Origin of the sequence: Stenotrophomonas mori, from assembly GCF_023556335.1 — a bacterium.
GTDB lineage: Bacteria > Pseudomonadota > Gammaproteobacteria > Xanthomonadales > Xanthomonadaceae > Stenotrophomonas > Stenotrophomonas mori.
This window is the reverse complement of record NZ_JAIKTS010000001.1, coordinates 1,006,909-1,029,421: the sequence shown is the minus strand read 5'-3', so window position 1 is coordinate 1,029,421 and position 22,513 is coordinate 1,006,909. Positions and strand designations below refer to the sequence as shown.

Genomic DNA, 22,513 nt, shown 5'->3' with positions numbered 1-22,513 from the left:
ATCCTCCCTCTTGTCCGTTCTGCCCCCCGTAGTATGCCGTTTCTGCCCTTCGCACAAGGGTCCCGGGCGGACCAGACTGGGGTCCTACCATGCGAGCACACGGGGGAAGGGGATCATGCGCAGCAGCATTGTCGGAGGTACGTTCGGCGTCCTGGCGCTCCTGGCGGCCGGTTGCCAGAAGCAGGCGGCCGATGCCCAGGCGCCGGCGGGGGGCGGCGATGGATTCGCCCGGACCCTGCAGACGCAGTTGCTCGATGCCAAGCCCGGCGACGTCATCGAAGTGCCCGAAGGGGTCTTCCATTTCGACCGCAGCCTGAGCCTGCGGGTGGACGGCGTCACCCTGCGTGGCCAGGGCATGGACAAGTCGGTACTCAGCTTCAAGGGCCAGAAGGTCGGTGCCGAGGGATTGCTGGTGAATGCCGACGGCTTCACCCTGGAGAACCTGGCGATCGAGGACAGCAAGGGCGACGGCTTCAAGATCAGCCAGTGCGAGAACGTCACCGTCCGCGGCGTGCGCGTGGAATGGACCGGGGGGCCCAAGACCAGCAACGGCGGCTATGGCCTGTACCCGGTGCTGTGCCGGAACGTGCTGATCGAGGACTCGGTGGCGATCGGCGCGTCCGACGCGGGCATCTACGTGGGGCAGTCGCGCGAGGTGGTGGTGCGCAACAACCGCGCCGAGCGCAACGTGGCCGGCATCGAGATCGAGAACACGGTCAACGCCGACGTGTACGACAACGTGGCCACTGGCAACACCGGCGGCATCCTGGTGTTCAACATGCCCGCGCTGACCCAGCAGGGCGACGCGATCCGGGTGTTCAAGAACCGGGTGACGGCGAACAACCACGACAATTTTGGCGCCAAGGGAACGCCGGTGGCCAGCGTGCCGGCCGGCAGCGGCGTGGTGATCAACTCCAACGACAACATCGAGATCTTCGACAACGACATCGCCGACCACCGCACCGCCAACATCATCGTCTCCAGCGTGTATTCCACCGGCTACAAGGACGACAAGGCATCCGGCGAGTTCGACCCGTATCCGGAGCGCATCCACGTGCACGGCAACCGCCTGTCCGGCGGTGGCGACGCGCCCGACCGGATGGACTTCAAGGCGCTCAAGGTGGCCATGTATGGCCTGCGCGGCCATTTCCCGGACGTGCTGTTCGACGGCTACGTCAACCCGCAGCGCGCGGAAGGCCCGCAGATCTGCCTGCGCGACGTGTCCGGCGTACTCAATGCCGACGGCCCCGGGGGCTACAAGAACCCCAGCAAGGACACCGCGCCCTACGACTGCACGCTGCCGTCGCTGCCGGCCGTCGACCTGAAGCGCGGTTGAGGGTGGGCCGCATGACCCTGTTCCGGCATGCGCCGTGGCTGGCCGTCGTGCTGCTGCTGGCCGCCTGTGGCGGCCGGCAGGCACCGCAGCCGGTGCGGTTCTTCGCCGAAGGCATGCCGGAGCGGCTCTCCGACTGGAACGTGGTCTACCTCGCCGAAGGGCGGCTGCGGCTCAATGCGCGGGTCGAGCCCTACGACCTGGACACGGCCTTGTTCACCGACTACTCGCACAAGCTGCGCACGGTGTGGATGCCGGAGGACGAGGCCGCCCGCTACCAGCCCGATGGCACGCTGGACTTCCCGGTCGGCACCATCCTCAGCAAGACCTTCTATTACCCGCGGGGGCCGGGCGGCACGGTGCAGCGCAGCGACGACGACGGCCCGGACGCCGATGGCGGCCTGACGCTGGCGCGGACCCGGCTGGTGGAGACCCGCCTGCTGGTGCACCGGGCGGCGGGCTGGGTCGCGTTGCCGTACGTATGGAATGCCGAGCAGACCGAGGCGCGGCTGGCGCGTACCGGCGACCTGGTGGCGATGACCCTGTCCCGTGCCGATGGCGGCCAGCAGGCGCTGGAGTACATGGTCCCGGACGAGAACCAGTGCGCCGGCTGCCACAGCACCGACCTGACCTCGCGCAAGGTGTTCCCGATCGGCCCCAAGGCGCGGCACCTGAACCATGTGTTCGCCCATGCCGACGGTGCCGCCAACCAGCTGCGGCACTGGCAGGAGATCGGCTACCTGACCGGCGTGCCGCAGGGCGAACTGCCCAGGAACGCCGACTGGAAGGACCCGGCCGAGCCGCTGGACGCGCGCGCCCGCGCGTACCTGGACATCAACTGCGGCCATTGCCACAGCGAGAAGGGCGCAGCCCGCACGTCGGGCATGTGGCTGGACGCGGGCACCCGCGACCCGCTGCGGCTGGGGCGCTGCAAGCTGCCCATCGCCGCCGGCCAGGGCACCGGCAACCGGCCGCACGACATCGTGCCCGGGGCACCGGACGAATCGATCCTGACCTACCGCATGGAAAGCGACGACCCGGGCGTGATGATGCCCGAGCTCGGCCGCAGCCTGGTCCACGAAGAGGGCGTGGCGCTGATCCGCGAGTGGATCGCGGCCATGGACGCGGAGGAGTGCGGCACGTAGCGCAGAGCCGGCGCCGCACCGCCCGCGGACAGCGCCACGCCATATCACTGCAGAAGGGGAATGCCATGGGAAAGGGGAACTCGATGACGTACAACTCTCTGGCGCGCGGGGTCCGTTTCGCCCTGGCGACATCGCTGCTGGCCGTGCCCGCGCTGTCGGCCCGGGCCCAGGCGCCCTCGCCGGCGGCCCATGAGGCGGTGGAGCTGGACCGTATCGTGGTCACCGCGCAGAGCCGGGAGCAGGAGCTCAAGGACGTGCCGATCGCACTGCAGGTGGTCGGCGAGGAGGTCATCGAGCAGACCATGGCCGAGACCCTGGGGGACCTGGATGTCTTCGTTCCCGGGCTCTCCATCGACGACAACCAGCCGACCCAGGCCGGCTTCAAGCTGCGCGGGCTCAGTACCGGCGATTTCGGCATCGGGACCGATCCGACCGTGGGCGTGTACGTGGACGGCGTCTATGCCGGCCGCGGCGGCGGCACCCTCCTGCCGTTCCTGGATGTCGAACGCATCGAGGTGCTGAAGGGCCCGCAGGGGACCCTGTTCGGGCGCAACACCGCCGCCGGGGCGGTCTCGATCGTGACCAAGCGGCCGACAAGCGCGTGGGAAGGCCGTGCGCGCGTGCGCGTCGGCAATCACGGCAAACGCTACGTGGACGGCATGCTCAACCTGCCGGTGGGCGACACGGTGGCCCTGCGCATCAATGCGCTGGACAGCCGCAGCGACGGCTGGATGCGCGATGCGGACACCGGCAAGGCGCTGGACGACGGCAGGAACTGGGCCACGCGCGCGGCCCTGGACTGGGACATCGGCGACAACACCCAACTGCTGCTGAGCTGGGACCACGAGGACCTGGACCAGCGCTCGCGCCCGGCCATCGGCCTGGTCCCGCTGCCGCCGGCGCCGGGCGTGCCGGCGGTGCCGGCCGATCCCGCGCAGTACCGCAACCCGATCGGCCGCGCCGCGGTCACCGATGTCGTCGACAACAACGAGACCCGCACTTTCGACGGCGCCACCCTGATCCTCGACCATGCGTTCGACTGGGGGCACCTGAGCGCGATGACCGCCTGGCGCGATTTCGACACCTACAACCGTGCCGAGGAGGACGGCAGCAACCGCCGCGACCTCTACCTGGACACGATCAACGTCGAGGACAACACCACCTGGTACCAGGAGTTCAAGTTCAGCGGCAACAGCGAGCGGCTGGACTGGGTCGCCGGCACCAGCTGGTTCAAGGAGAAGGCGCGCCAGTCCAGCGTGGTCGACCTGACCAGCGACAGCATCAACACCGCCGCGGCGGGGCTGTACGGCCTGCCGCTGTTCAGCCTGCTGCAGGGGGCGGCGGACCTGTACGGCCTGCCGGTGCAGCTGTTCGGCAACCCGTGGCGCGAGTCGTACGAGAACACCGTCGATGCCACCGCCTACGCGGCGTTCGGCGATGTGATCTGGCACGCCACCGACAAGCTCAACCTGACCTTCGGCCTGCGCTACACGCGCGACCGGAAGAAGTTCACCTGGCGCAACGACGCGCATCGCGCCGACGCGCTCAATGACGCGCTGCAGGCCCTGGAGCAGTACGGCGTGCTGCCGCAGCCGGTGCCGTGCGACGCGATGGGGCTGTGCCACCTGGATGCCGACGGCGACGGCCTGATCCCGATCGATGCGGCGTTCCTGGCCGGCTTCGACCTGGCTTTCAGCGACCCGATCTCGATGGCCAACAAGGGGGTCACCAGCCGCGCGAAGAACCGCTGGAGCGACTGGAGCCCCCGCTTCGTCATCGATTACCACCCCTCCGAGGACACCATGCTGTTCGCCTCGGTGGCCAAGGGCTACAAGGCCGGCGGCTACAACGTGTTCTCGCCGGGGGCCAGCTTCGAGAACGAGAGCGTGTGGAACGTCGAGGCCGGCATCAAGCGCGACCTGCGCGACCTGCGCATCCAGTACGAGGCCTCCGCGTTCTACTACGTGTACGACAACCGCCAGGCGATCCGCCTGGACACCACCTCGGAGGTGCCGCGCTACGTGGTCAGTTCCAGCGACCTGAGCGCCATGGGAGTGGACTTCAGCGCCCGCTGGCAGGCCAGCGACCGCCTGAGCGTGGATGTGGCGACCGAATGGATCGACTCGACCTACAAGAAGTTCGTCACTCCGGAGGGCGTGGACCTGCGGGGCGCGCCGACCGGCGAGGCGAGCTGGTCGTTCGCCGCCGGAGCGGCCTACACGCTGCCGCTGGGCGGCTACGGCGACCTGACGCTCTCCGCACGCCACGCCTATGGCGGCGCCAGCCGCTGCAACGCGGGCTCCTCCAGCCAGGGCAACTGCGGACGCTACCTGGCCTTCACCATCGGCGAGGAGCGCAACCGCACCGACCTGTCCCTGCGCTGGCGCTCGCCGTCCCTGCAGTGGAGCATGGCGGCCTACGTCAACAACGCGTTCGACAACCGCTACGTCACCGGCCTGTACAGCTACGGCACCACGGTGGTCGGCACCACCGCCGCCGGTGTCACCGAGCCGCGCTTCTACGGCATGGAGCTGGCCTACCGGTTCTGACCGGACGCTGTCCGGCAACGCCCGGCCGGCGGAACCCGGCTGGGCGTTGCCGCCGCCACGCTGGACGCGGCCACGCGTGCCGTTCCATCCTCCCGATGCACTGCCGGACCGTCGGCTTCCACAGGCTCCAACGCATGGACACTCCCGTCACCACGCCCGTTTCCGCCCTGCAACCGACCCTGGCGCGCCTGCGCGGCGCCTGGCAGGCGCGCAGGCCCGACCATGCGCAGCGCCGCGCGGACCTGCTGCGGCTGCGCGAGGCCCTGAAAGGGCGGCTTGACGAGATGGCGCAGACCATCGCGGCCGACTTCGGGCACCGTTCGCCGCATGAGTCGCGCATTGCCGACGGCATGACGGTGCTCAACGAGATCGACCACCTGTGCCGGCACCTGCGCCGCTGGATGACGCCGCGCCGGGTCGGCGTCGGCTGGCGGTTCTGGCCGGCACGGGCGGAGATACGTCCGGAGCCGCTGGGCGTGGTCGGCGTCATCGCGCCGTGGAACTACCCGGTCAACCTGGCGCTGATTCCATTGGCGACCGCGATCGCGGCGGGCAACCATGTGTTCCTGAAGCCGTCCGAACATACGCCGCGCACCAGTGCGTTCCTGCGCACGCTGCTGGCCGAGGTGTTCCCGGAGGACCGGGTCGCGGTGGCCGAGGGCGGTGCGGAGGTGGCGGCGGCGTTCTCGGCGCTGCCCTTCGACCACCTGGTGTTCACCGGCTCGACCGCGGTGGGCCGGCGGGTCATGGCCGCCGCCGCCGCGAACCTGACGCCGCTGACGCTGGAGCTGGGCGGCAAGTCGCCGGCCATCGTCTGCGACGACTATCCGCTGCAGCGCGCGGCCGCGCGGCTGGCGACCGGCAAGTGGTTCAACGGCGGGCAGACCTGCATCGCCCCGGACTACGTACTGGTCGGGGCCGGGCGCCGCGACGCGCTGGTGCAGGCGCTGCGCGACCAGGTACGCGCGCGCTACGGGGAGGACCTGGCGGCCAGCGGCGACTACAGCCGCATCATCAACGACGCGCAGTACGCACGGTTGCAGGGGCATGTGGACGATGCGCGGGCGCGGGGCCTGGAGGTGGTCGTGCTCGGTGCCGCCGACCCGGCGCAGCGCCTGTTCCCGCCGACCTTGATCCTGGAGCCGGGCGAGGACGCCACGGTGATGCAGGAAGAGATCTTCGGGCCGGTCTTCCCGATCCTCAGCGTCGGCTCGCTGGACCAGGCCATCGCCTACGTCAATGCCCGCGACCGGCCGCTGGCGCTGTACCCGTTCAGCCACGAGCGCGCCCGGGTGGAGCGGATACTGCGGGAAACCCTGGCCGGGGGGGTATCGGTGAACGACACCCTGTTCCATTTCGCCATCAGCAGCCTGCCGTTCGGAGGCGTGGGTCCCAGCGGCATGGGGGCCTACCACAGCCGTACCGGCTTCGATGCCATGAGCAAGCAGTTGCCGATCCTGTGGCAGGCGCGCCGCACCGGTGGCGACCTGCTCCGGCCGCCGTACCGCAAGGCGCAGTGGCTGATCGACCTGATCGTGCGCTGACGGCAGCGGCCGGCCGGGGACGGCGCGGCGGCAAGCGCCCCGCCGGCACTCAGCCGGTGGGACGCGGGGGAGGGCACCGTCGCAGTGGACTCAGTGCCCGCTGCCCGTCGAACCCGAGGACGGCGGGGCGGACGTGGCCGTGGCCTGTTCCAGGCGCTGGCTCAGCGCATCCAGGCGCGCATTGAGCGCTTCGATGTCCGAGCGGCTGGGGATCTCCATCCGCCGCAGCACGCGGTGCACGCGCTCCTCGAAGGAACGTTCCATGCGGTCCCAGGTGCCGGCCGCGCGCTCGCGTGCCTGGCCGAGCGTGTTCTCCACCGAGTCGCGCAGGCTTTCGCCTCGCGGGGAGTCGTTGCGGCTGCGGTTCTCCATCGACTCGCCTTCCCGGACCAGGGATTCGAACAGGCGGCTGCCCTCGGCCTGTGCGCGCGACAATGCGCCCAGGCCGGCCAGCCATACCTGCTGCGCCGATTCAGTGAACGTGCGGCTGCCGCGCGTGCCCGGGTCGTGGCCGGCGCTGCCCTGGGCGTGGCCGGCGGAATCATGAGCGTGAGGGTCTTTCATGGCGGTGGTTCCTGTTTCTGGCTACCCGGCGCCACGGTAGCGAGGCCCATGATTGCGCCGCGTGATGGCGGCGCCCGCAGGCAGGCGGGGTTCAGCCGAGCTTCTCGGCGAGCACCCGCTGGATCTCCGATTCGACCATGCCTTTCATCGCCGACAGCAGGAAGCCCAGTTCGGCCGTCACCCGCACCGCGCCGGGCAGCAGCTCGATCGCGCCGGTGACGCCGGTGCGGGTGAAGTGCAGGGTGCCGTCCTGCCAGCGGGTGCTCACATCGAAGCGCTCCTGCAGCTTGAGCGCGACGTCGGCGATGGCCGCGCGCGCGCGCGCCTCAGGCAGGGCGTGGGCATGGTGGATGTCGATGCTGGACATGGTGTCTCCTGGCAGCCGGCGTGGCGGGTGGCGATGAAGAAGGAGCGGCATTGTGCGGACCCGGGGCGCGCAGTCCAAGCCCCGTGCGCGGCACGGGCGCGCCGGACGCGGGCGGGAACCATGGCGTGGCGGGCGTTGCGGCCGTGTCCGGCGCTCTTCCTGCCGGCCCGGGCAACCTGCTAGTCTGCCGCCAGTGCGCACCCTGCAAGTCCATTTCGGCCATCGCCCGCAACCCGACCAGCCGCTCGCGCCCGGGATGCAGCGCATCGTCCGGGACGCCAATGGCCAGGTGCGGCTGGGCGACGACAGCGTCGGCCCGCTGCTGCTCGCGCGCATCTGCAGCGATGAGCGCGGCCTCTGGCTGCAGGTCGCCGACGGCATCCACGGCATCCACGTCAACGGCCGTCCGGTACGGCACATGGCGCAGCTGCGCGCCGGCGACGCGATCTACATCGACGGCATCGAGATGCTGCTGCGCGGCCCGTACGAGGCGGCCACGGTGCTGCCGCCGGGCGAGGGCGAGGAGGTCGAGGACCTGTTCGTGCTGCTGCGGGGAATCGCCGGCCGGCACCACGGCCGCTGCTACGCACTGGACCGCCCGCGCACGATCGGCCGCGACCGCGCCGCGGACGTGGTGATCGACGATCCGGCGTTTCCCGAGCGGCATGCGCGCCTGGAGCGGCATGGCGGGCGCGTGCTGCTGCGCGACCTGGACTCGCCCGAGGGCTGCCTGGTCAATGGCCACCGCGTCCGCCACTGCTGGCTGCGCGGCGGCGACCAGGTGGTGTTCGATGGCAACCAGCGATTCGTGCTGGAAGAGCCGCTGCATGCTGTCGCCGTGGCCGCGCCGGCACCGCCGGCGGTGGCTGAGGAGCCCGGCGACACGCCCGGGCAGGGGCCGCGACGGCGTCCGCGGCGCTGGCCATGGCTGCTGCTGAGTGCGTTGCTGCTGGGCGCGGCGATCAGCCTGCTGCTGCTGTTCGGCGCGCGTTGAACGGTGTGTGCCCGCGACCGGCGGCGGGCTGCCGCGGCCGTCACCCCCGCATCGCGGTTGGGTGCAGATGCAACTTTTCCCGTGCCCCCAAGCCTGTTGCGCTGCGGCATACTTGCGGTTCCCTTTGGACAGGTGTGACATGACGCGCGCGTTCAATTTCAGTGCCGGCCCCGCGACCCTGCCGGAATCGGTCCTGCGCCAGGCGCAGGCGGAGATGTTGGACTGGAACGGGGTGGGCGCGTCCATCGTCGAGATCAGCCACCGCAGCGCCGAGTTCATCGCGGTGGCGGCCCAGGCCGAGGCCGACCTGCGGCAGCTGGTCGGCATTCCCGACGACTATGCGGTGCTGTTCCTCGCCGGCGGCGCGACCACCCAGCAGGCGCTGCTGCCGTTGAACCTGGCCGGCGCCGGGCAGCCCGTGGACTACGTGGTCACCGGGCACTGGGGCAAGACCGCGGTCAAGCAGGCGCGTCCCTACGCGGCGGTGAACCTGGCCGCCGACGGCGAGGCAGGTGGCTTCACCGACATCCCGGCGGCGTCGCAGTGGCGACTCACGCGCGAGGCCGCCTATGTACACCTGACCGCCAACGAGACCATCCACGGCATCGAGTTCCGCGAGGTGCCGGAGGTCGGCGCGGTGCCGCTGGTGGCGGACTTCAGTTCGTCGATCGCCTCCGAGCCGATCGACGTCTCGCGCTACGGGGTGATCTACGCCGGGGCGCAGAAGAACCTCGGTCCGGTGGGCATCTCCGTGGTGATCATCCGCCGCGACCTGCTCGAACGCGCCGGCCAGGCGCGTGCGGACATCTTCGACTACCGCGCCCACGCCGCGCGCGACTCCATGCTCAACACCCCGCCGACCTGGAACTGGTACCTGCTCGGGCTGACCGTGAAGTGGATGCTGGCGCAGGGCGGGGTGGCCGAGTTCGCGCGCCGCAATGCGGCCAAGGCGGCGCTGCTCTACGCGGCCATCGACGGTTCCGGCGGTTTCTACCGCAACAGCGTGGCGCCGGCGGTGCGGTCGCGGATGAACGTGCCGTTCTTCCTGCCGAGCACCGAGATGGATGCGCGCTTCGTCGCCGAGGCCGGCAAGGCCGGGCTGATCGCGCTCAAGGGCCACAAGGCGGTCGGCGGCATCCGCGCGTCGCTGTACAACGCCATGCCGCTGGAAGGCGTGCAGGCGCTGGTGGCATTCATGCACGACTTCCAGCAGCGCAACGGCTGATCCGTACAACCCGCCGCGCGCACCGCGCCGGCCCGCAACAGGTGAACCAGATCATGGCATCCAAGCCACCCAAGACCGCCGCGAAAAGCTCCCCCGCCGCCGCGAAGAAGGCCGCCTCCGGCAAGCGTCCGGCGGCCGCCGTGGCCAAGCCGCTGCTGGCCGACGTGCGCGCCAAGATCGACCAGATCGACCGCGGCATCCAGGCGCTGATCGCCGAACGCGCGCAGTTCGCCCACCAGGTCGGCAAGGCCAAGGGCAAGCTGGCGGCGGCGGTCGACTACTACCGTCCCGAACGCGAAGCGCAGGTGCTGCGCATGGTCGTGGACCGCAACGAGGGCCCGCTGTCGGACGAAGTGCTGGTGCACGTGTTCCGCGAGATCATGTCCGCGTGCCTGGCGCAGCAGGAGCCGCTGAAGATCGGCTACCTCGGTCCGGAGGGCACCTTCAGCCAGCAGGCGGTGCTCAAGCACTTCGGGCGCTCGGCGCTCGGGCTGCCGATGGCCAGCATCGAGGAGGTGTTCCAGGAAGTGGAGGCGGGCAACGCCGACTTCGGCGTGGTGCCGGTGGAGAACTCGGGGCAGGGCACCATCCAGATCACCCTGGACATGTTCCTGACCTCCAACCTCAAGATCTGCGGCGAGGTGGAGCTGCGCGTGCAGCAGTTCCTGATGTCGCGCAGCGGCCGGCTGGAGGACATCGAGCGGGTCTATGCCCATCCGCAGTCGTTCATGCAGACCTCGTCCTGGCTGCGCGCCAACCTGCCCAAGGCCGAGAAGGTGCCGGTGTCGAGCAATGCCGAAGGCGCACGCCGCGCCCGCAACGCCGACGATGCGGCGGCCATCGGCGGCGAGAGCGCCGGCCAGGTCTACGGGCTGAAGAAGGTGGTCACCAAGCCGATCCAGAACGATGCCGACAACACCACCCGCTTCCTGGTGATCGGGCGGCAGTTCTTCCCGTCCTCCGGGCACGACCGCACCTCGGTGCTGGTGTTCATCCACGACAAGCCGGGCGCGTTGTTCGACGTGCTCAGCCCGTTCGCGCGCCACGGCATCAGCATGAACCGGATCGAGTCGCGTCCCTCGCACCAGGCGCGCTGGGAGTACGGGTTCTTCATCGACCTTGCCGGCCACATCGAGGACGCCTCGATGCAGGCCGCGCTGGCCGAACTGAAAGCGCATTCGGCCGAGATCAAGGTGCTCGGCTCCTATCCGGTCGCCGTTCCATGAGCGACCCGCAGGCCAGGGCCGGCGTGCGGCGCGGAGCGTCCGCCGCCGCACCGTGACCCGCACGGCGCGCATCGCCAGGCATCCGCTGGTCACGGGGTGCGGCGCCGGTTCGCCCGCAACCCGCCGGCGCGGGGCGACGCCCTCCATGTGACAGCCGCCGCAGGCCTCCTGCGGCATCCCTCATCCGCCCTCCGGGGCCCTTCTCCCGACGCGGGAAGGCACCCACAGCTACGAGAGTCCGCACGATGTCCCAGCCTTACTGGATCGCACGCAAAGGTTCCGCCCTGCAGGGCACGCTCGCCATTCCCGGTGACAAGTCGGTGTCGCATCGCGCGGTGATGTTCGCCGCGCTGGCCGACGGCGTCTCGCGCATCGAGGGCTTCCTGGAGGGCGAGGACACCCGGGCCACGGCACGGATCTTCGCGCAGATGGGGGTGCGGTTCGAGACCCCGTCGCCGTCGCAGCGGATCGTGCACGGTGTCGGCGTGGACGGGCTGACGGCCCCGCACGAGGCACTGGACTGCGGCAATGCCGGGACCGGCATGCGGCTGCTGGCCGGGCTGCTGGCGGCACAGCCGTTCGCTACCGTGCTGGTCGGCGACGCGTCGCTGTCGCGGCGGCCGATGCGGCGGATCACCGACCCTCTGGCGCGGATGGGTGCGCGCATCGACACCGAGGCGGACGGCACCCCGCCGCTGCGCATCCACGGCGGCCAGCCGCTGCAGGGCATCCACTACGAGCTGCCGGTGGCCAGCGCGCAGGTGAAATCGGCCGTGCTGCTGGCCGGCCTGCATGCCCAGGGCGAGACCACCGTGGTCGAGCCGCACCCGACCCGCGACTACACCGAGCGCATGCTGCGCGCGTTCGGCGTGGACATCGACTTCCAGCCGGGAACGGCGCGGCTGCGCGGTGGCCAGCGCCTGCGTGCGACCGACATCGTGGTGCCGGCGGACTTTTCCTCGGCGGCATTCTTCATCGTCGCCGCCAGCGTGATTCCCGGTTCGCAGGTGCGGCTGCGCTCGGTGGGCCTGAACCCGCGGCGCACCGGCCTGCTGGCCGCGCTGCGGCTGATGGGCGCGGACATCGTCGAGGAGAACCCGGCCGAACATGGCGGCGAACCGGTCGCCGACCTGGTGGTGCGCCATGCGCCGCTGCACGGCGTGGAGATCCCGGTGGCGCTGGTGCCGGACATGATCGACGAGTTCCCGGCGCTGTTCGTGGCCGCGGCCGCGGCGCAGGGGCCGACCGTGGTGCGGGGGGCCGCCGAGCTGCGGGTGAAGGAATCCGACCGGCTGGCCGCGATGGCCACCGGCCTGCGCACCCTGGGCCTGCGCGTGGACGAGACCGACGATGGGGCGACCCTCCATCCGGGGCCGCTGGGCAGCGGCACCATCGAAAGCCATGACGACCACCGCATCGCGATGGCCTTCGCGATCGCCGGCCAGCTGAGCACGGGCGAGGTGCGGATCAACGACGTCGCCAACGTGGCGACCTCGTTCCCGGGGTTCGACCGGCTGGCGCGCGAGGCTGGCTTCGGGCTCGCCGGCAGCTGAGCGGCCTCAGCGGCCGGTACTGAAGTCGACCGGGACGCGGACCACGCTGTCCACCGCGTGGCCGTCGCGCATGGCCGGTTCGAAGTGCCAGCCGCGCACGGTCTCCAGCACCGCCTGGTCGAGTGCGCGATGGGGCGGACCGTCGTGCCAGTCGATGCGCGCGGCGCTGACCGTGCCGTCCGCATCGACCGACAGGCGTGCGATCACCCGCCCCTGGACACCGTCGCGCAGGGCGTCGGGCGGATAGGGCGGTGCGGGATTGCCGGCCAGCGGACGGGGCTGGCGGTCGTCGACGGCGGGGGCCGGCAACGCCGCCGGCGGAGTGTCCACCGCCACCGGGGACGGGCGTTCGTCGACGCTGGCCACGCTGGTGCCGGGGGCCGCATGCCAGCGCAGCGCCGCCAGCACCAGCGCGGCCAGGAACAGTGCCGCAGCGGTCCCCGCCACGCGGGCCGACGCGGCGTGGACGCGCCGCGGAGCGGTCGTTTCATCGGCCCTGAAAACGCGCACAGTGGACTCCTGATGCCGGGGGAGGCATCGACAGTCTGGACCGCATCCCGGCCGGGGATGTCAGCGCGGGATAAACCGCGGCGTCGCGCGTTCGCGGCAGTTCAGGGTGTGCCGCAGCGGTCGTTCAGCTCACTGCGCGGGCTGGAAGTCGAAGGGGATTTCCAGGCTGCCGACCATCGGCTGGCCGTTGCTGCGTGCCGGTTCGAAGCGCCAGCCGCGCACGGCGGCGAGGGCGGCCCGGTCGAGTTCGCGCGAGCCGCTGCGCTGGATGATCCGGGCATCCAGGGGCCTGCCGCCGGCATCGACGTCCACCCGCACCACCACGGTGCCGCTTTCGCCACGGCGCAGCGCGGCCGGGGGATAAGTGGGAGGCGGGCTGTGCCCGGGCAATGGGACCGGGCGGTCGCTGGCCGCCTGCGCGGTCGGCGCGGGCGCCGGCGGCGGTGCGGCGGGCGCTTCGGCCAGGGGCTGCGGCGGCGGGGGCGTGGTGTCCACGGCCTCCGGGGCGGCGGCGGGCGCCTGCTCCGCACGCGCGTCGGGCATCTCGCTGGCGCCGCTGGCGGCGGGCAAGGGCTCGGGCAGCGGGGCCGGCGGGCCGGCCTCGGCCTGTTGCGGCAGTGCCGGGTCGGGTGCCGGCGCCTCGTCGTGGCGGCGGGCGTTCAACCAGACGACCAGGAACAGCAGCAGGCCGGCGCAGAACGCCAGCCCGGCGATCTTCAGGCTGTGGGGGGGCAACGGCGAAGGCGCGGGGGCATCGGAGCGGGAGGCGGACATGGCAGCGCTGCTGGAAACGGGCCGGGGAATGCCTCCCGATTCTGGCACATGCGGCCGGCCGGGCGCGGCAGCGCGCCGTGCTTCGGGCGATAATCGCATTCCGTATCCGTTTACACAGTGCCGCCCAATGCTCGATCCAGCCCTTCTCCGACAGCAGCCCGCCGACCTGGCGCACCGCCTGCGCGAAACGCGCGGGTACGACCTCGACGTGGACGCGCTCGCGTCCCTGGAGGCCGACCGCAAGCGCATCCAGGTGCGCACCCAGGAACTGCAGAACCTGCGCAACAGCCGTTCCAAGGCGATCGGCCAGGCCAAGGCGAAGGGCGAGGACGTGTCGGCGATCATGGCCGAGGTCGCGGCGTTCGCCGATGAGCTGAAAGCCTCGGAAACGGCGCTGGAGGCACTGCGCGGGAAGATCGATGCGATTTCCATGAGCCTGCCCAACCTGCCGGCCGAGGGCGTGCCGACCGGCGCCGACGAGAACGACAACGTCGAGCAGGCCCGCTGGGGGACGCCGCGCGACTTCGACTTCCCGGTGCTGGACCATGTCGAGCTGGGCGCGCGCAACGGGGGCCTGGACGCAGAGACCGCGGCCAAGCTGTCCGGCTCGCGGTTCACCGTGCTGCGCGGCGAGGTGGCGCGCCTGCACCGGGCCCTGGCGCAGTTCATGCTGGACCTGCACAGCGGTGCGCATGGCTACCAGGAGACCAATGTCCCGGTCATCGTCAACGCCGACAGCCTGTACGGCACCGGGCAGCTGCCCAAGTTCGAAGAGGACATGTTCATCACCCGCCTGGGCGAGCAGAAGCGCTACCTGATCTCGACCTCGGAGATCTCGCTGACCAACATGGTCCGCGACGAGATCGTCGACGCCGAGCGCCTGCCGCTGCGCATGACCGCGCACTCGCTGTGCTTCCGTTCCGAGGCCGGCAGCGGCGGCCGCGACATGCGCGGCATGATCCGCCAGCACCAGTTCGAGAAGGTGGAGCTGGTCTCGGTGTGCCGGCCGGAGCAGAGCGAGGCCGAGCACGAGCGCATGACCGAATGCGCCGAAACCGTGCTGCGCACGCTCGGCCTGCCTTACCGGCGCATGCTGCTGTGCACCGGCGACATGGGCTTCTCGGCCGTCAAGACCTACGACCTGGAAGTCTGGCTGCCCTCGCAGCAGACCTACCGCGAAATCTCCTCGTGCTCGAACTGCGGCGATTTCCAGGCGCGGCGGATGCAGGCGCGCTGGCGCAATCCGGCCACCGGCAAGCCGGAACTGCTGCACACCCTCAACGGTTCGGGCGTGGCGGTCGGCCGGGCCATGATCGCGGTGATGGAGAACTACCAGAACGCGGACGGCTCGATCACCGTTCCCGACGCCCTGCGCCCCTACATGGGCGGCGCCGAACGGATCGGTTGAGGCGGACCCGGCAGGCCTGCCGGGGCAGAGGCGTCCCCGCAGCGGAGTGGGGCGCCGGCCCTGTGGCGTGATCCCGGCCGCTGCGGTCCGGTCCGGCGGAAGTCCCACGTCGGCCGGGCGGCCTGGGGCCGCCTCCCGGCCCGGCCCGGCGGGTCGCGGTGCGCCGACATACCGGACCGTTCGCGGCCTGATTTGTAAAATCAGGACAAAGGTGGTTGAATTCCACGATTCGTTCCAGTTGTGGGATCAATCCATGCAGGACCTCAACGATCTCTACTATTTCGCGATGGTCGTGGACCATGGTGGGTTCGCCGCCGCCGAGCGGGCGCTGGGGATTCCCAAGTCGCGCCTGAGCCGGCGCATCAGCCAGCTGGAGAACGATCTCGGCGTGCGCCTGCTGCAGCGTTCGACCCGCCGCTTCGCGGTGACCGACGTCGGCATGAGCGTGCACCGCCACGCCCAGACCATGCTGGCCGAAGCCCAGGCCGCGCGCGAGGTGGTGGACCGCCTCAGCGCCGAACCGCGTGGGCTGGTGCGGGCCAGCGTGCCGGTATCGCTGGCGCAGATGCAGCTGCCCAAGCTGCTGCCGACCTTCCTGCAGCAGTACCCGAAGGTGCGCCTGCAGCTGAACATCAGCAACCGCCGCGTGGACATCATCAACGAAGGCTACGACGTGGCCCTGCGGGTGCGTTCGCGGCTGGACGACGACGGCAGCCTGGTGATGCGCAGCTTCGGCCAGGTGCAGGAGCTGCTGGTCGCCAGCCCCGGCTACCTGGACCGCGCCGGCCGACCGAAGACGCCCGAGGACCTGGCCGGGCACGTCACCCTGAGCATCAGCGAGGACGAAGCGCGGCAGCGCTGGGAACTGCACGGGCCCGGCGGGGAGGTCAAGCGCGTCGACCTGCAGCCGCGGGTGGCCGGCTTCGACTTCCCGCTGCTGCAGAGCATGGTCAAGGACGGCTTCGGCATCACCATGCTGCCGGAGACGGTCTGCGCCGAGGCGGTACGCAACGGTGAGCTGGAGGTGGTGCTGCCGGAGTGGTCGTTGCCGCAGGGCATCTGCCACGCGGTGTTCGCTTCACGCCGTGGCCTGCTGCCGGCGGTGCGGGTGTTCATCGACTTCCTCGCCGAGCACCTGCCGGCCGAGCTGGAAGCCTCCCGGCTGGACTGCGGCGGCGCCTGCGAGCGTGCCAAGGAGAAGATCCGCGCGTCCGCCCTGGGCGCCCTGGCGATCGAGGCCGGGTGAGCAAAAACCCCGGCGGCGTGCGAAAATGCGTGCCCCCGGCCGATGCGTGGCATCGGCACGCAGCAGTCACGGGCAGATGGCCGAGCGGTTGAAGGCACCGGTCTTGAAAACCGGCGAAGGGTCAAACCTTCCGTGGGTTCGAATCCCACTCTGCCCGCCACCCCGGCTGCGCCGATGCGCCGCCGGGGCCGCACTGGAACCCCGAACCATGCCGACATTGCGCCCCTCGCGCCCGCAAGATGCCGAGCGCGTCATCGACCTCTGGCGCCGCGCCGTCGATGCCACGCACGGGTTCCTCGACGCCGGCGACCGCCAGGCCATCGAGGCCGACGTCCGCGCGTGCCTCCCGCAGGCGCCGCTGGTGCTGGCGGTGGATGCGCAGGACGTGCCCCTGGCGTTCATGTGGATCGCCGAGGGCCACCTGGAGGCGCTGTTCGTCGATCCCGACCACCATGGCCGGGGCCTGGGGCGGCGGCTGCTGAAGCACGCCCTGCGCGGACACCCGCGGCTGAGCACCGACGTCAATGCGCAGAATCCGCAGGCGCGGGCGTTCTACGCGCGGATGGGATTCGAAGAGACCGGGCGTTCGCCGGTCGATGGCCAGGGGCGGCCGTACCCGCTGGTGCACCTGCGGCATGCGCCGGCGCCGCGGGCGGACGCGGCGGGCGATGGCGCCGGCGACGATGGCCGCCGCGAGGCCGATGTCCGCTGGATGCGCCATGCGCTGGCGCTGGCCGAGCGCGCGCAGCGCGAGTTCGACGAGATTCCGGTGGGCGCGGTGCTGGTCGCCGCCGACGGCCAGGTGCTCGGCGAGGGCTGGAACCTCAACATCGCCCAGCACGATCCCAGCGCCCATGCCGAGATCGTGGCCCTGCGTGAGGCCGGTGCGCGGCGCGGCAACCACCGGCTGTCCGGCTGCACCCTGTACGTGACCCTGGAGCCCTGCGCGATGTGCGCGATGGCGCTGGTGCACGCGCGCGTGGCGCGCGTCGTGTATGCCGCCAGCGATCCCAAGACCGGGGCCTGTGGCAGCGTCTTCGACCTGCTCGGCGATCCGCGCCACAACCATCGCGTCGCGATCGACGGGGGGCTGCTGGCGCAGGAGGCGGGGCTGCGCCTGCGCAATTATTTCCGTGCCAAGCGCGGCCGGCCGTTGCTGCCCGACGGCGCCTGAGCGGCATGCGCCGCCGCAGGACGGCTCATCGCGCGCTCACCGCCGCGGCGTATCATGGCAGCCGGTTTTCCCCGCCGGACGCCTGCCGCCGGCCCTGCACGAGGCGATAGATGAGCGACCCCCACAACGGCGATGACCGCCTGATCTGGATCGACCTGGAAATGACCGGGCTGGATACCGACAACGATTCGATCATCGAGATCGCCACCGTGGTCACCGACGCCGAGCTCAACGTGCTGGCCGAGGGCCCGGAGTTCGCCATCGCCCACCGCCTGGAAACGCTGGAGGCGATGGACGAGTGGAACCGCAACCAGCACCGCCGCTCGGGCCTGTGGCAGCGGGTGCTCGACAGTGAGGTCGCGGTGGGCCAGGCGGAGGCGCGCACCATCGCGTTCCTGCAGGACTGGGTCCGCGCAGGCGCGTCGCCGATGTGCGGCAACTCCATCTGCCAGGACCGCCGGTTCCTGCACCGGCAGATGCCGCGCCTGGAACGCTACTTCCACTACCGCAACCTGGACGTGTCCACGCTCAAGGAACTGGCCCGGCGCTGGGCGCCGGCGGTGGCCGCGGGCCTGTCCAAGAGCTCCAGCCATACCGCGCTGAGCGACGTCCATGACTCGATCGCCGAACTGCGCTACTACCGCCAGTACATGGGTGCGCTGTCCGGACGGCCGGAGGCGGCCTGAGCGCGATGGGCGAGCTGGCGCTGCCGCTGCAGGAGTGCCCGCAGGACATGGCCGACCTGCGCCGCGCGGTCGCGCTGCTGGAGGCGCCGACGCTCAGCGCGCGGATGGCCAACCTGATCGGCACACCGCTGGAGTTCGCCGTGCGCAGGCTGCCGGCAGGCGTCTCGCGCGGCATCCAGGGAGTGGCCGAGGCCGCGCTCCACAAGGCCGCGCAGGCCGCGCTGTGGAGCATGGACCGCCGCCAGCCGGGCAAGCCGGCCTCGCCCCGCCTGCACAAGCTCGCGGCCGCGGCGACCGGTGCCCTGGGCGGCGTCGGCGGGCTGGCGACGCTGGCGATCGAACTGCCGTTGTCCACCACCATCATCATGCGCGCGGTGGCCGACGTCGCCCGCAGCGAAGGGTTCGACCTGGAGGACCTGGCCACCCGCCAGGCCTGTCTGGAGGTGTTCGCCCTGGGCGGCAACTCCAGCGGCGACGACGCCAGCGAGACCGGCTACTACCTGGCGCGCGGGTTCACCGCCGAGCTGGTGCGGCACCTGTCCGCCGAGCTGGCGGGCACCAGTGTGAGCGGCAGCCCGGGGCTGCTGCTGGGGCTGGGGCCGAAGGAAGCCGGCAAGTGGCTGGCGCGGGTGGTGGAGAAGGTCGCCGCGCGGTTCGGCGTGGTGGTGTCGGAGAAGGTCGCCGCGCAGGCGCTGCCGGTGATCGGCGCGGTTGCCGGTGCAACCTTGAACACCATGTTCACGGCCTACTACCAGGACATGGCCCGCGGCCACTTCATCGTCCGGCGGCTCGAGCGCAAGCACGGCTTCGAACCCGTGCGCCTGGCCTATGGGGCCATCAGCGGCCGCATGCGCGCCTGAGCCGCGGCGGCTGCGTTACCCTGCGTGGAACGAAGCTCGGGCGGGGCAGGGCATGGACACTTTCGAACTGCGGCTGGAAACCGAACGCTTGCTGCTGCGGCCGCCGACGGCCGCGGATTTCGGCGCGTTCGCGGACTTCTGCGCCGATCCGCTGGCGATGCGGCATCTGGGCGGCGTGCAGCCGCCGCCGGTGGCCTGGCGCAGCCTGGCGATGCTGACCGGCAGCTGGCAGTTGCTGGGTTACTCGATGTTCTCGGTGATCGAGAAGGACAGCGGACGCTGGGTGGGCCGGGTCGGGCCCTGGCAGCCGCACGGCTGGCCGGGGCCGGAGGTCGGCTGGAGCATCGTGCCGGACCGCTGGGGGCGGGGCTATGCGCCGGAAGCGGCGCGCGCGGCGATCGACTGGGCGTTCGATACGCTGGGGTGGCAGGAGGTGATCCACACCATCGCTCCGGACAACCATGGCTCGCAGGCGGTCGCGCGCAAGCTCGGTTCGCGGGTGCTGCGCGCGGCGCGGTTGCCGGCGCCGCTCGACGAGGATGTCGAGGTCTGGGGGCAGTCGCGGCAGGCCTGGCGCGCGGCCTCCTGAGTTCCCCGCAGGCAACCAGTCCAGCGGTGGAGACCCTGCCGTGCGGCAGGATACGCGCTGCGCAGGCGCTGCTCCCGACGGTTCCGGCAGTCGCCTGACGGCGGCGGTGGATGCGCCTTGCGCGTTTTGCTGCGGTCGCAGCTTTACCAAACCGCCCCGGTTCCGGTCATATGGTGGGATCGCCCGCCCATCGGCGGTCCAGGGAACCGTGTTGTTGAACCATCCAGCTGCTGTCGCGACGGTGCATGGCGTGCCCAGTCCGGGCAATCGCCAGGAGGCCCGCCCGTTGCCGGTACCGCTGGAGCGACGCGGTTGCCGCAGCGCGGCGCCCGCCGTCCGCCTGCCGCGTCGCCGCCGCGCCGCACCTCCCGTCATGCCTTCGCCGGCCGTGCCTGTTCCGGGCACGGCGCGCGGCGGCGTGTCCCGTTTCATTGTTGGACCCTGATCCACCTTCCCCCTCAACCTGTCTGCACCGTGGAGTCCGTCTGATGTTTGCCCCCGTCCCCACCCCCATTCCGGCCCGCATGAAGGGCCTGAACCGCGCCGAGATCTGCGACAAGAACTTCATCGAATTCGTGAAGGGCTTGGGGCAGGGGGCGACCGGAACGCCGCAGGACGGCGCGCCGGTGCTGCCGGGCAGTGCCCTGGACGCGAGGGGCTTCCGCGAACTGTTCGAGTCGCAGTTGATCAGCCGCCACCTGGACCTGATGGCGCGCGTGCTGCGTGTCCAGAACAAGGTCTTCTACACCATCGGTTCGTCCGGCCATGAAGGCAACGCGATGGTCGCCAGGGCCGCCCGGCATACCGATCCGGCATTCCTGCACTACCGCTCGGGCGGCTTCATGGCCGAGCGCTTCCGCAAGCTGCCGGGCATGGACCCGATCATGGATTCGGCGCTGTCCTTCGCCGCCAGTGCCGAGGATCCGGCCAGCGGCGGGCGCCACAAGGTGTGGGGCAGCAAGCCGTTGTGGGTGCTGCCGCAGACCTCGACCATCGCCTCGCACCTGCCCAAGGCGCTGGGCACGGCGATGGCCATCGAGGCCGGCAAGCGGCTGGGGCTGGAGCTGCCGGTACCCGAGGACAGCATCGCCATCTGCTCCTTCGGCGATGCCTCGGCCAACCATGCCACCGCCCAGACCGCGTTCAACGCCGCCTCCTGGACCGCCTACCAGAAGCTGCCGGCGCCGGTGCTGTACGTGTGCGAGGACAACGGCATCGGCATCTCGGTCAAGACCCCGACCGGCTGGATCGGCGAGAGCTTCCGCAACCGCCCGGACCTGGACTACTTCTTCGCCGACGGCCTGGACCTGGCCGCGGGCTATGCCGATGTGCAGCGCGCGGTCGAGCATTGCCGCCGCACCCGCCGGCCGACCTTCCTGCACCTGCGCACCACGCGCATCATGGGCCACGCCGGCACCGACTTCGAGATCGAGTGGCGCGCGCTGGAGGAACTGTGCGCGGTGGAGGCCAGCGACCCGCTGCTGCGGTCGGCACAGATCGCCGTCGAATCCGGCGTGCTCAGCGCCGAGGACGTGCTGGCGCTGTATGAAAGCACGCGCGCGCGCTGCTTCGAGGCGGCCGAAGCGGCCGACAAGCGGCCGCGCCTGACCACCCTGGAGGACGTCGTCGCGCCGCTGGCGCCCTATACCCCCGAGGCGGTGCGTGCCGAGGCCGGGCGCGCCGACTACGGCGAGCGGCGCCTGCAGCTGTTCGGCAGCGAGGCGGCGCTGCCGGAGAACCTGCCGCCGCGGCACCTGGCGATCCAGATCAACCAGGGCCTGCACGAGCTGTTCTGCAAGTACCCGGAGACGCTGCTGTTCGGCGAGGACGTGGCGCAGAAGGGCGGCGTCTATACCGTGACCAAGGGCCTGCACAAGGCGTTCGGCCCGCGCCGGGTGTTCAACACCCTGCTGGACGAGACCATGATCCTGGGCATGGCCCAGGGCTTCGCCAACATGGGCATGCTGCCGGTGCCGGAGATCCAGTACCTGGCCTACCTGCACAATGCCATCGACCAGGTGCGCGGCGAAGCCTGCTCGCTGCAGTTCTTCTCCAACGACCAGTACCGCAACCCGATGCTGATCCGCATCGCCGGGCTGGGCTACCAGAAGGGCTTCGGCGGCCACTTCCACAACGACAACTCGATCGCCGCGATCCGCGACATTCCCGGCCTGGTGGTCGGCTGCCCGTCGCGCGGCGACGACGCGGCGATGATGCTGCGCACCCTGGCCGCCCTGGCCAAGGTCGACGGCCGTGTCTGCGTGTTCCTGGAACCGATCGCGCTGTACATGACCAAGGACCTGCACGAGGCCGGCGACGGCCAGTGGCTGTTCCCGTACCCGGCCCCGGACCAGGCCCTGGAGCTGGGACAGGGCCGGGTCTACGGCGAGGGCAACGACGACCTGGTGATCTTCACCTACGGCAACGGCGTGCCGATGAGCCTGCGCGCGGCCCGGGCCATCGAGGCCGAGCAGGGCTGGAAGGTGCGGATCGTGGACCTGCGCTGGCTGGTGCCGCTCAACGATGCCTACATCGCCGAGCAGGCGCGCGGCGCCAAGCGCATCATCGTGCTCGACGAGGGCCGCCACAGCGCCGGGGTCGGCGAGGGCGTCATCACCGCGCTGGCCGAGGCCGGTTTCGGCGCGGTGCCGCTGCGCCGGGTGACCGGCTGCGACACCTACACCCCGCTGGCCGGTGCCGCATTGCTGGTGCTTCCGGGTGACAATGACGTGGTGAGCGCCGCAGCCGAGCTGGCGCGTGGATAAC

Annotated in this window: 19 protein-coding genes and 1 tRNA gene; 16 read left to right on the top strand and 4 right to left on the bottom strand. The window is 70.9% G+C overall.

Going from position 1 to position 22,513, the window contains the following annotated elements; all coding sequences use genetic code 11:
- The first annotated feature begins 115 nt into the window (after positions 1 to 115).
- From K5L01_RS04575 to K5L01_RS04560, 4 genes are all read left to right on the top strand, one after another.
- On the top strand, positions 116 to 1,336 hold the full coding sequence (locus K5L01_RS04575; protein ID WP_250062327.1) for a parallel beta-helix domain-containing protein: 1,221 nt from the start codon (positions 116 to 118) through the stop codon (positions 1,334 to 1,336).
- Between the two features lie 11 nt (positions 1,337 to 1,347).
- On the top strand, positions 1,348 to 2,478 hold the full coding sequence (locus K5L01_RS04570) for an SO2930 family diheme c-type cytochrome (RefSeq protein WP_250062326.1): 1,131 nt from the start codon (positions 1,348 to 1,350) through the stop codon (positions 2,476 to 2,478).
- A gap of 83 nt (positions 2,479 to 2,561) precedes the next feature.
- On the top strand, positions 2,562 to 5,027 hold the full coding sequence (locus K5L01_RS04565) for a TonB-dependent receptor (protein WP_250062324.1): 2,466 nt from the start codon (positions 2,562 to 2,564) through the stop codon (positions 5,025 to 5,027).
- Positions 5,028 to 5,161: 134 nt separating this feature from the next.
- Positions 5,162 to 6,571 (top strand): coniferyl aldehyde dehydrogenase, encoded by a 1,410-nt coding sequence (locus tag K5L01_RS04560; protein ID WP_250062322.1) that lies wholly within the window; start codon positions 5,162 to 5,164, stop codon positions 6,569 to 6,571.
- 90 nt (positions 6,572 to 6,661) lie between these two features.
- Here the strand turns inward: K5L01_RS04560 and K5L01_RS04555 are convergent, their stop codons facing one another.
- Together K5L01_RS04555 and K5L01_RS04550 are read right to left on the bottom strand one after the other, a co-directional pair.
- Entirely contained in the window at positions 6,662 to 7,135 is a 474-nt protein-coding gene (locus tag K5L01_RS04555; RefSeq protein WP_250062320.1) for a phasin family protein, read from the bottom strand.
- 91 nt (positions 7,136 to 7,226) lie between these two features.
- The gene (locus tag K5L01_RS04550; RefSeq protein WP_250062318.1) at positions 7,227 to 7,502 is read right to left on the bottom strand and encodes a polyhydroxyalkanoic acid system family protein; all 276 of its coding nucleotides are present in this window, start codon (positions 7,500 to 7,502) and stop codon (positions 7,227 to 7,229) included.
- A 193-nt stretch (positions 7,503 to 7,695) separates the two neighbouring features.
- Between K5L01_RS04550 and K5L01_RS04545 the strand changes: the two genes are divergently transcribed.
- From K5L01_RS04545 to aroA, 4 genes are all read left to right on the top strand, one after another.
- The gene (locus K5L01_RS04545; RefSeq protein ID WP_250062316.1) at positions 7,696 to 8,496 is read left to right on the top strand and encodes an FHA domain-containing protein; all 801 of its coding nucleotides are present in this window, start codon (positions 7,696 to 7,698) and stop codon (positions 8,494 to 8,496) included.
- Positions 8,497 to 8,635: 139 nt separating this feature from the next.
- Complete coding sequence (gene serC / locus K5L01_RS04540; protein WP_250062314.1) at positions 8,636 to 9,721, top strand: phosphoserine transaminase; 1,086 nt, start codon at positions 8,636 to 8,638, stop codon at positions 9,719 to 9,721.
- Positions 9,722 to 9,774: 53 nt separating this feature from the next.
- Positions 9,775 to 10,947 carry a prephenate dehydratase gene (pheA, locus tag K5L01_RS04535; protein ID WP_250062312.1) on the top strand — a complete coding sequence of 391 codons (1,173 nt, stop codon included), beginning with the start codon at positions 9,775 to 9,777 and terminating at the stop codon, positions 10,945 to 10,947.
- A 245-nt stretch (positions 10,948 to 11,192) separates the two neighbouring features.
- Entirely contained in the window at positions 11,193 to 12,500 is a 1,308-nt protein-coding gene (gene aroA / locus K5L01_RS04530) for a 3-phosphoshikimate 1-carboxyvinyltransferase (RefSeq protein ID WP_250062310.1), read from the top strand.
- Positions 12,501 to 12,506: 6 nt separating this feature from the next.
- Here aroA and K5L01_RS14935 read toward each other — a convergent pair whose 3' ends face one another.
- Positions 12,507 to 13,010, bottom strand: a complete 504-nt coding sequence (locus tag K5L01_RS14935) for an energy transducer TonB (protein WP_250062308.1) — start codon at positions 13,008 to 13,010, stop codon at positions 12,507 to 12,509.
- 129 nt (positions 13,011 to 13,139) lie between these two features.
- Positions 13,140 to 13,784 carry an energy transducer TonB gene (locus tag K5L01_RS04520; protein ID WP_250062306.1) on the bottom strand — a complete coding sequence of 215 codons (645 nt, stop codon included), beginning with the start codon at positions 13,782 to 13,784 and terminating at the stop codon, positions 13,140 to 13,142.
- A gap of 127 nt (positions 13,785 to 13,911) precedes the next feature.
- On the opposite strand from K5L01_RS04520, the gene serS reads away from it, so the two are divergent.
- From serS to K5L01_RS04480, 8 genes are all read left to right on the top strand, one after another.
- The gene (gene serS / locus K5L01_RS04515; protein WP_250062304.1) at positions 13,912 to 15,192 is read left to right on the top strand and encodes a serine--tRNA ligase; all 1,281 of its coding nucleotides are present in this window, start codon (positions 13,912 to 13,914) and stop codon (positions 15,190 to 15,192) included.
- A 253-nt stretch (positions 15,193 to 15,445) separates the two neighbouring features.
- Complete coding sequence (locus K5L01_RS04510; protein ID WP_425603854.1) at positions 15,446 to 16,438, top strand: LysR family transcriptional regulator; 993 nt, start codon at positions 15,446 to 15,448, stop codon at positions 16,436 to 16,438.
- A gap of 70 nt (positions 16,439 to 16,508) precedes the next feature.
- A tRNA-Ser gene (locus tag K5L01_RS04505) sits at positions 16,509 to 16,598 on the top strand.
- A 48-nt stretch (positions 16,599 to 16,646) separates the two neighbouring features.
- On the top strand, positions 16,647 to 17,612 hold the full coding sequence (locus K5L01_RS04500; protein WP_250062302.1) for an acetyltransferase: 966 nt from the start codon (positions 16,647 to 16,649) through the stop codon (positions 17,610 to 17,612).
- A 110-nt stretch (positions 17,613 to 17,722) separates the two neighbouring features.
- Positions 17,723 to 18,298 carry an oligoribonuclease gene (gene orn, locus K5L01_RS04495; protein WP_250062300.1) on the top strand — a complete coding sequence of 192 codons (576 nt, stop codon included), beginning with the start codon at positions 17,723 to 17,725 and terminating at the stop codon, positions 18,296 to 18,298.
- A gap of 5 nt (positions 18,299 to 18,303) precedes the next feature.
- Entirely contained in the window at positions 18,304 to 19,158 is an 855-nt protein-coding gene (locus K5L01_RS04490) for an EcsC family protein (RefSeq protein WP_250062298.1), read from the top strand.
- Between the two features lie 52 nt (positions 19,159 to 19,210).
- Positions 19,211 to 19,747: a GNAT family N-acetyltransferase gene (locus K5L01_RS04485; protein WP_250062296.1), complete on the top strand. Its 537-nt coding sequence runs from the start codon at positions 19,211 to 19,213 to the stop codon at positions 19,745 to 19,747.
- Between the two features lie 488 nt (positions 19,748 to 20,235).
- Positions 20,236 to 22,512, top strand: a complete 2,277-nt coding sequence (locus tag K5L01_RS04480) for a thiamine pyrophosphate-dependent enzyme (protein ID WP_250062294.1) — start codon at positions 20,236 to 20,238, stop codon at positions 22,510 to 22,512.
- Position 22,513 lies beyond the last annotated feature (1 nt).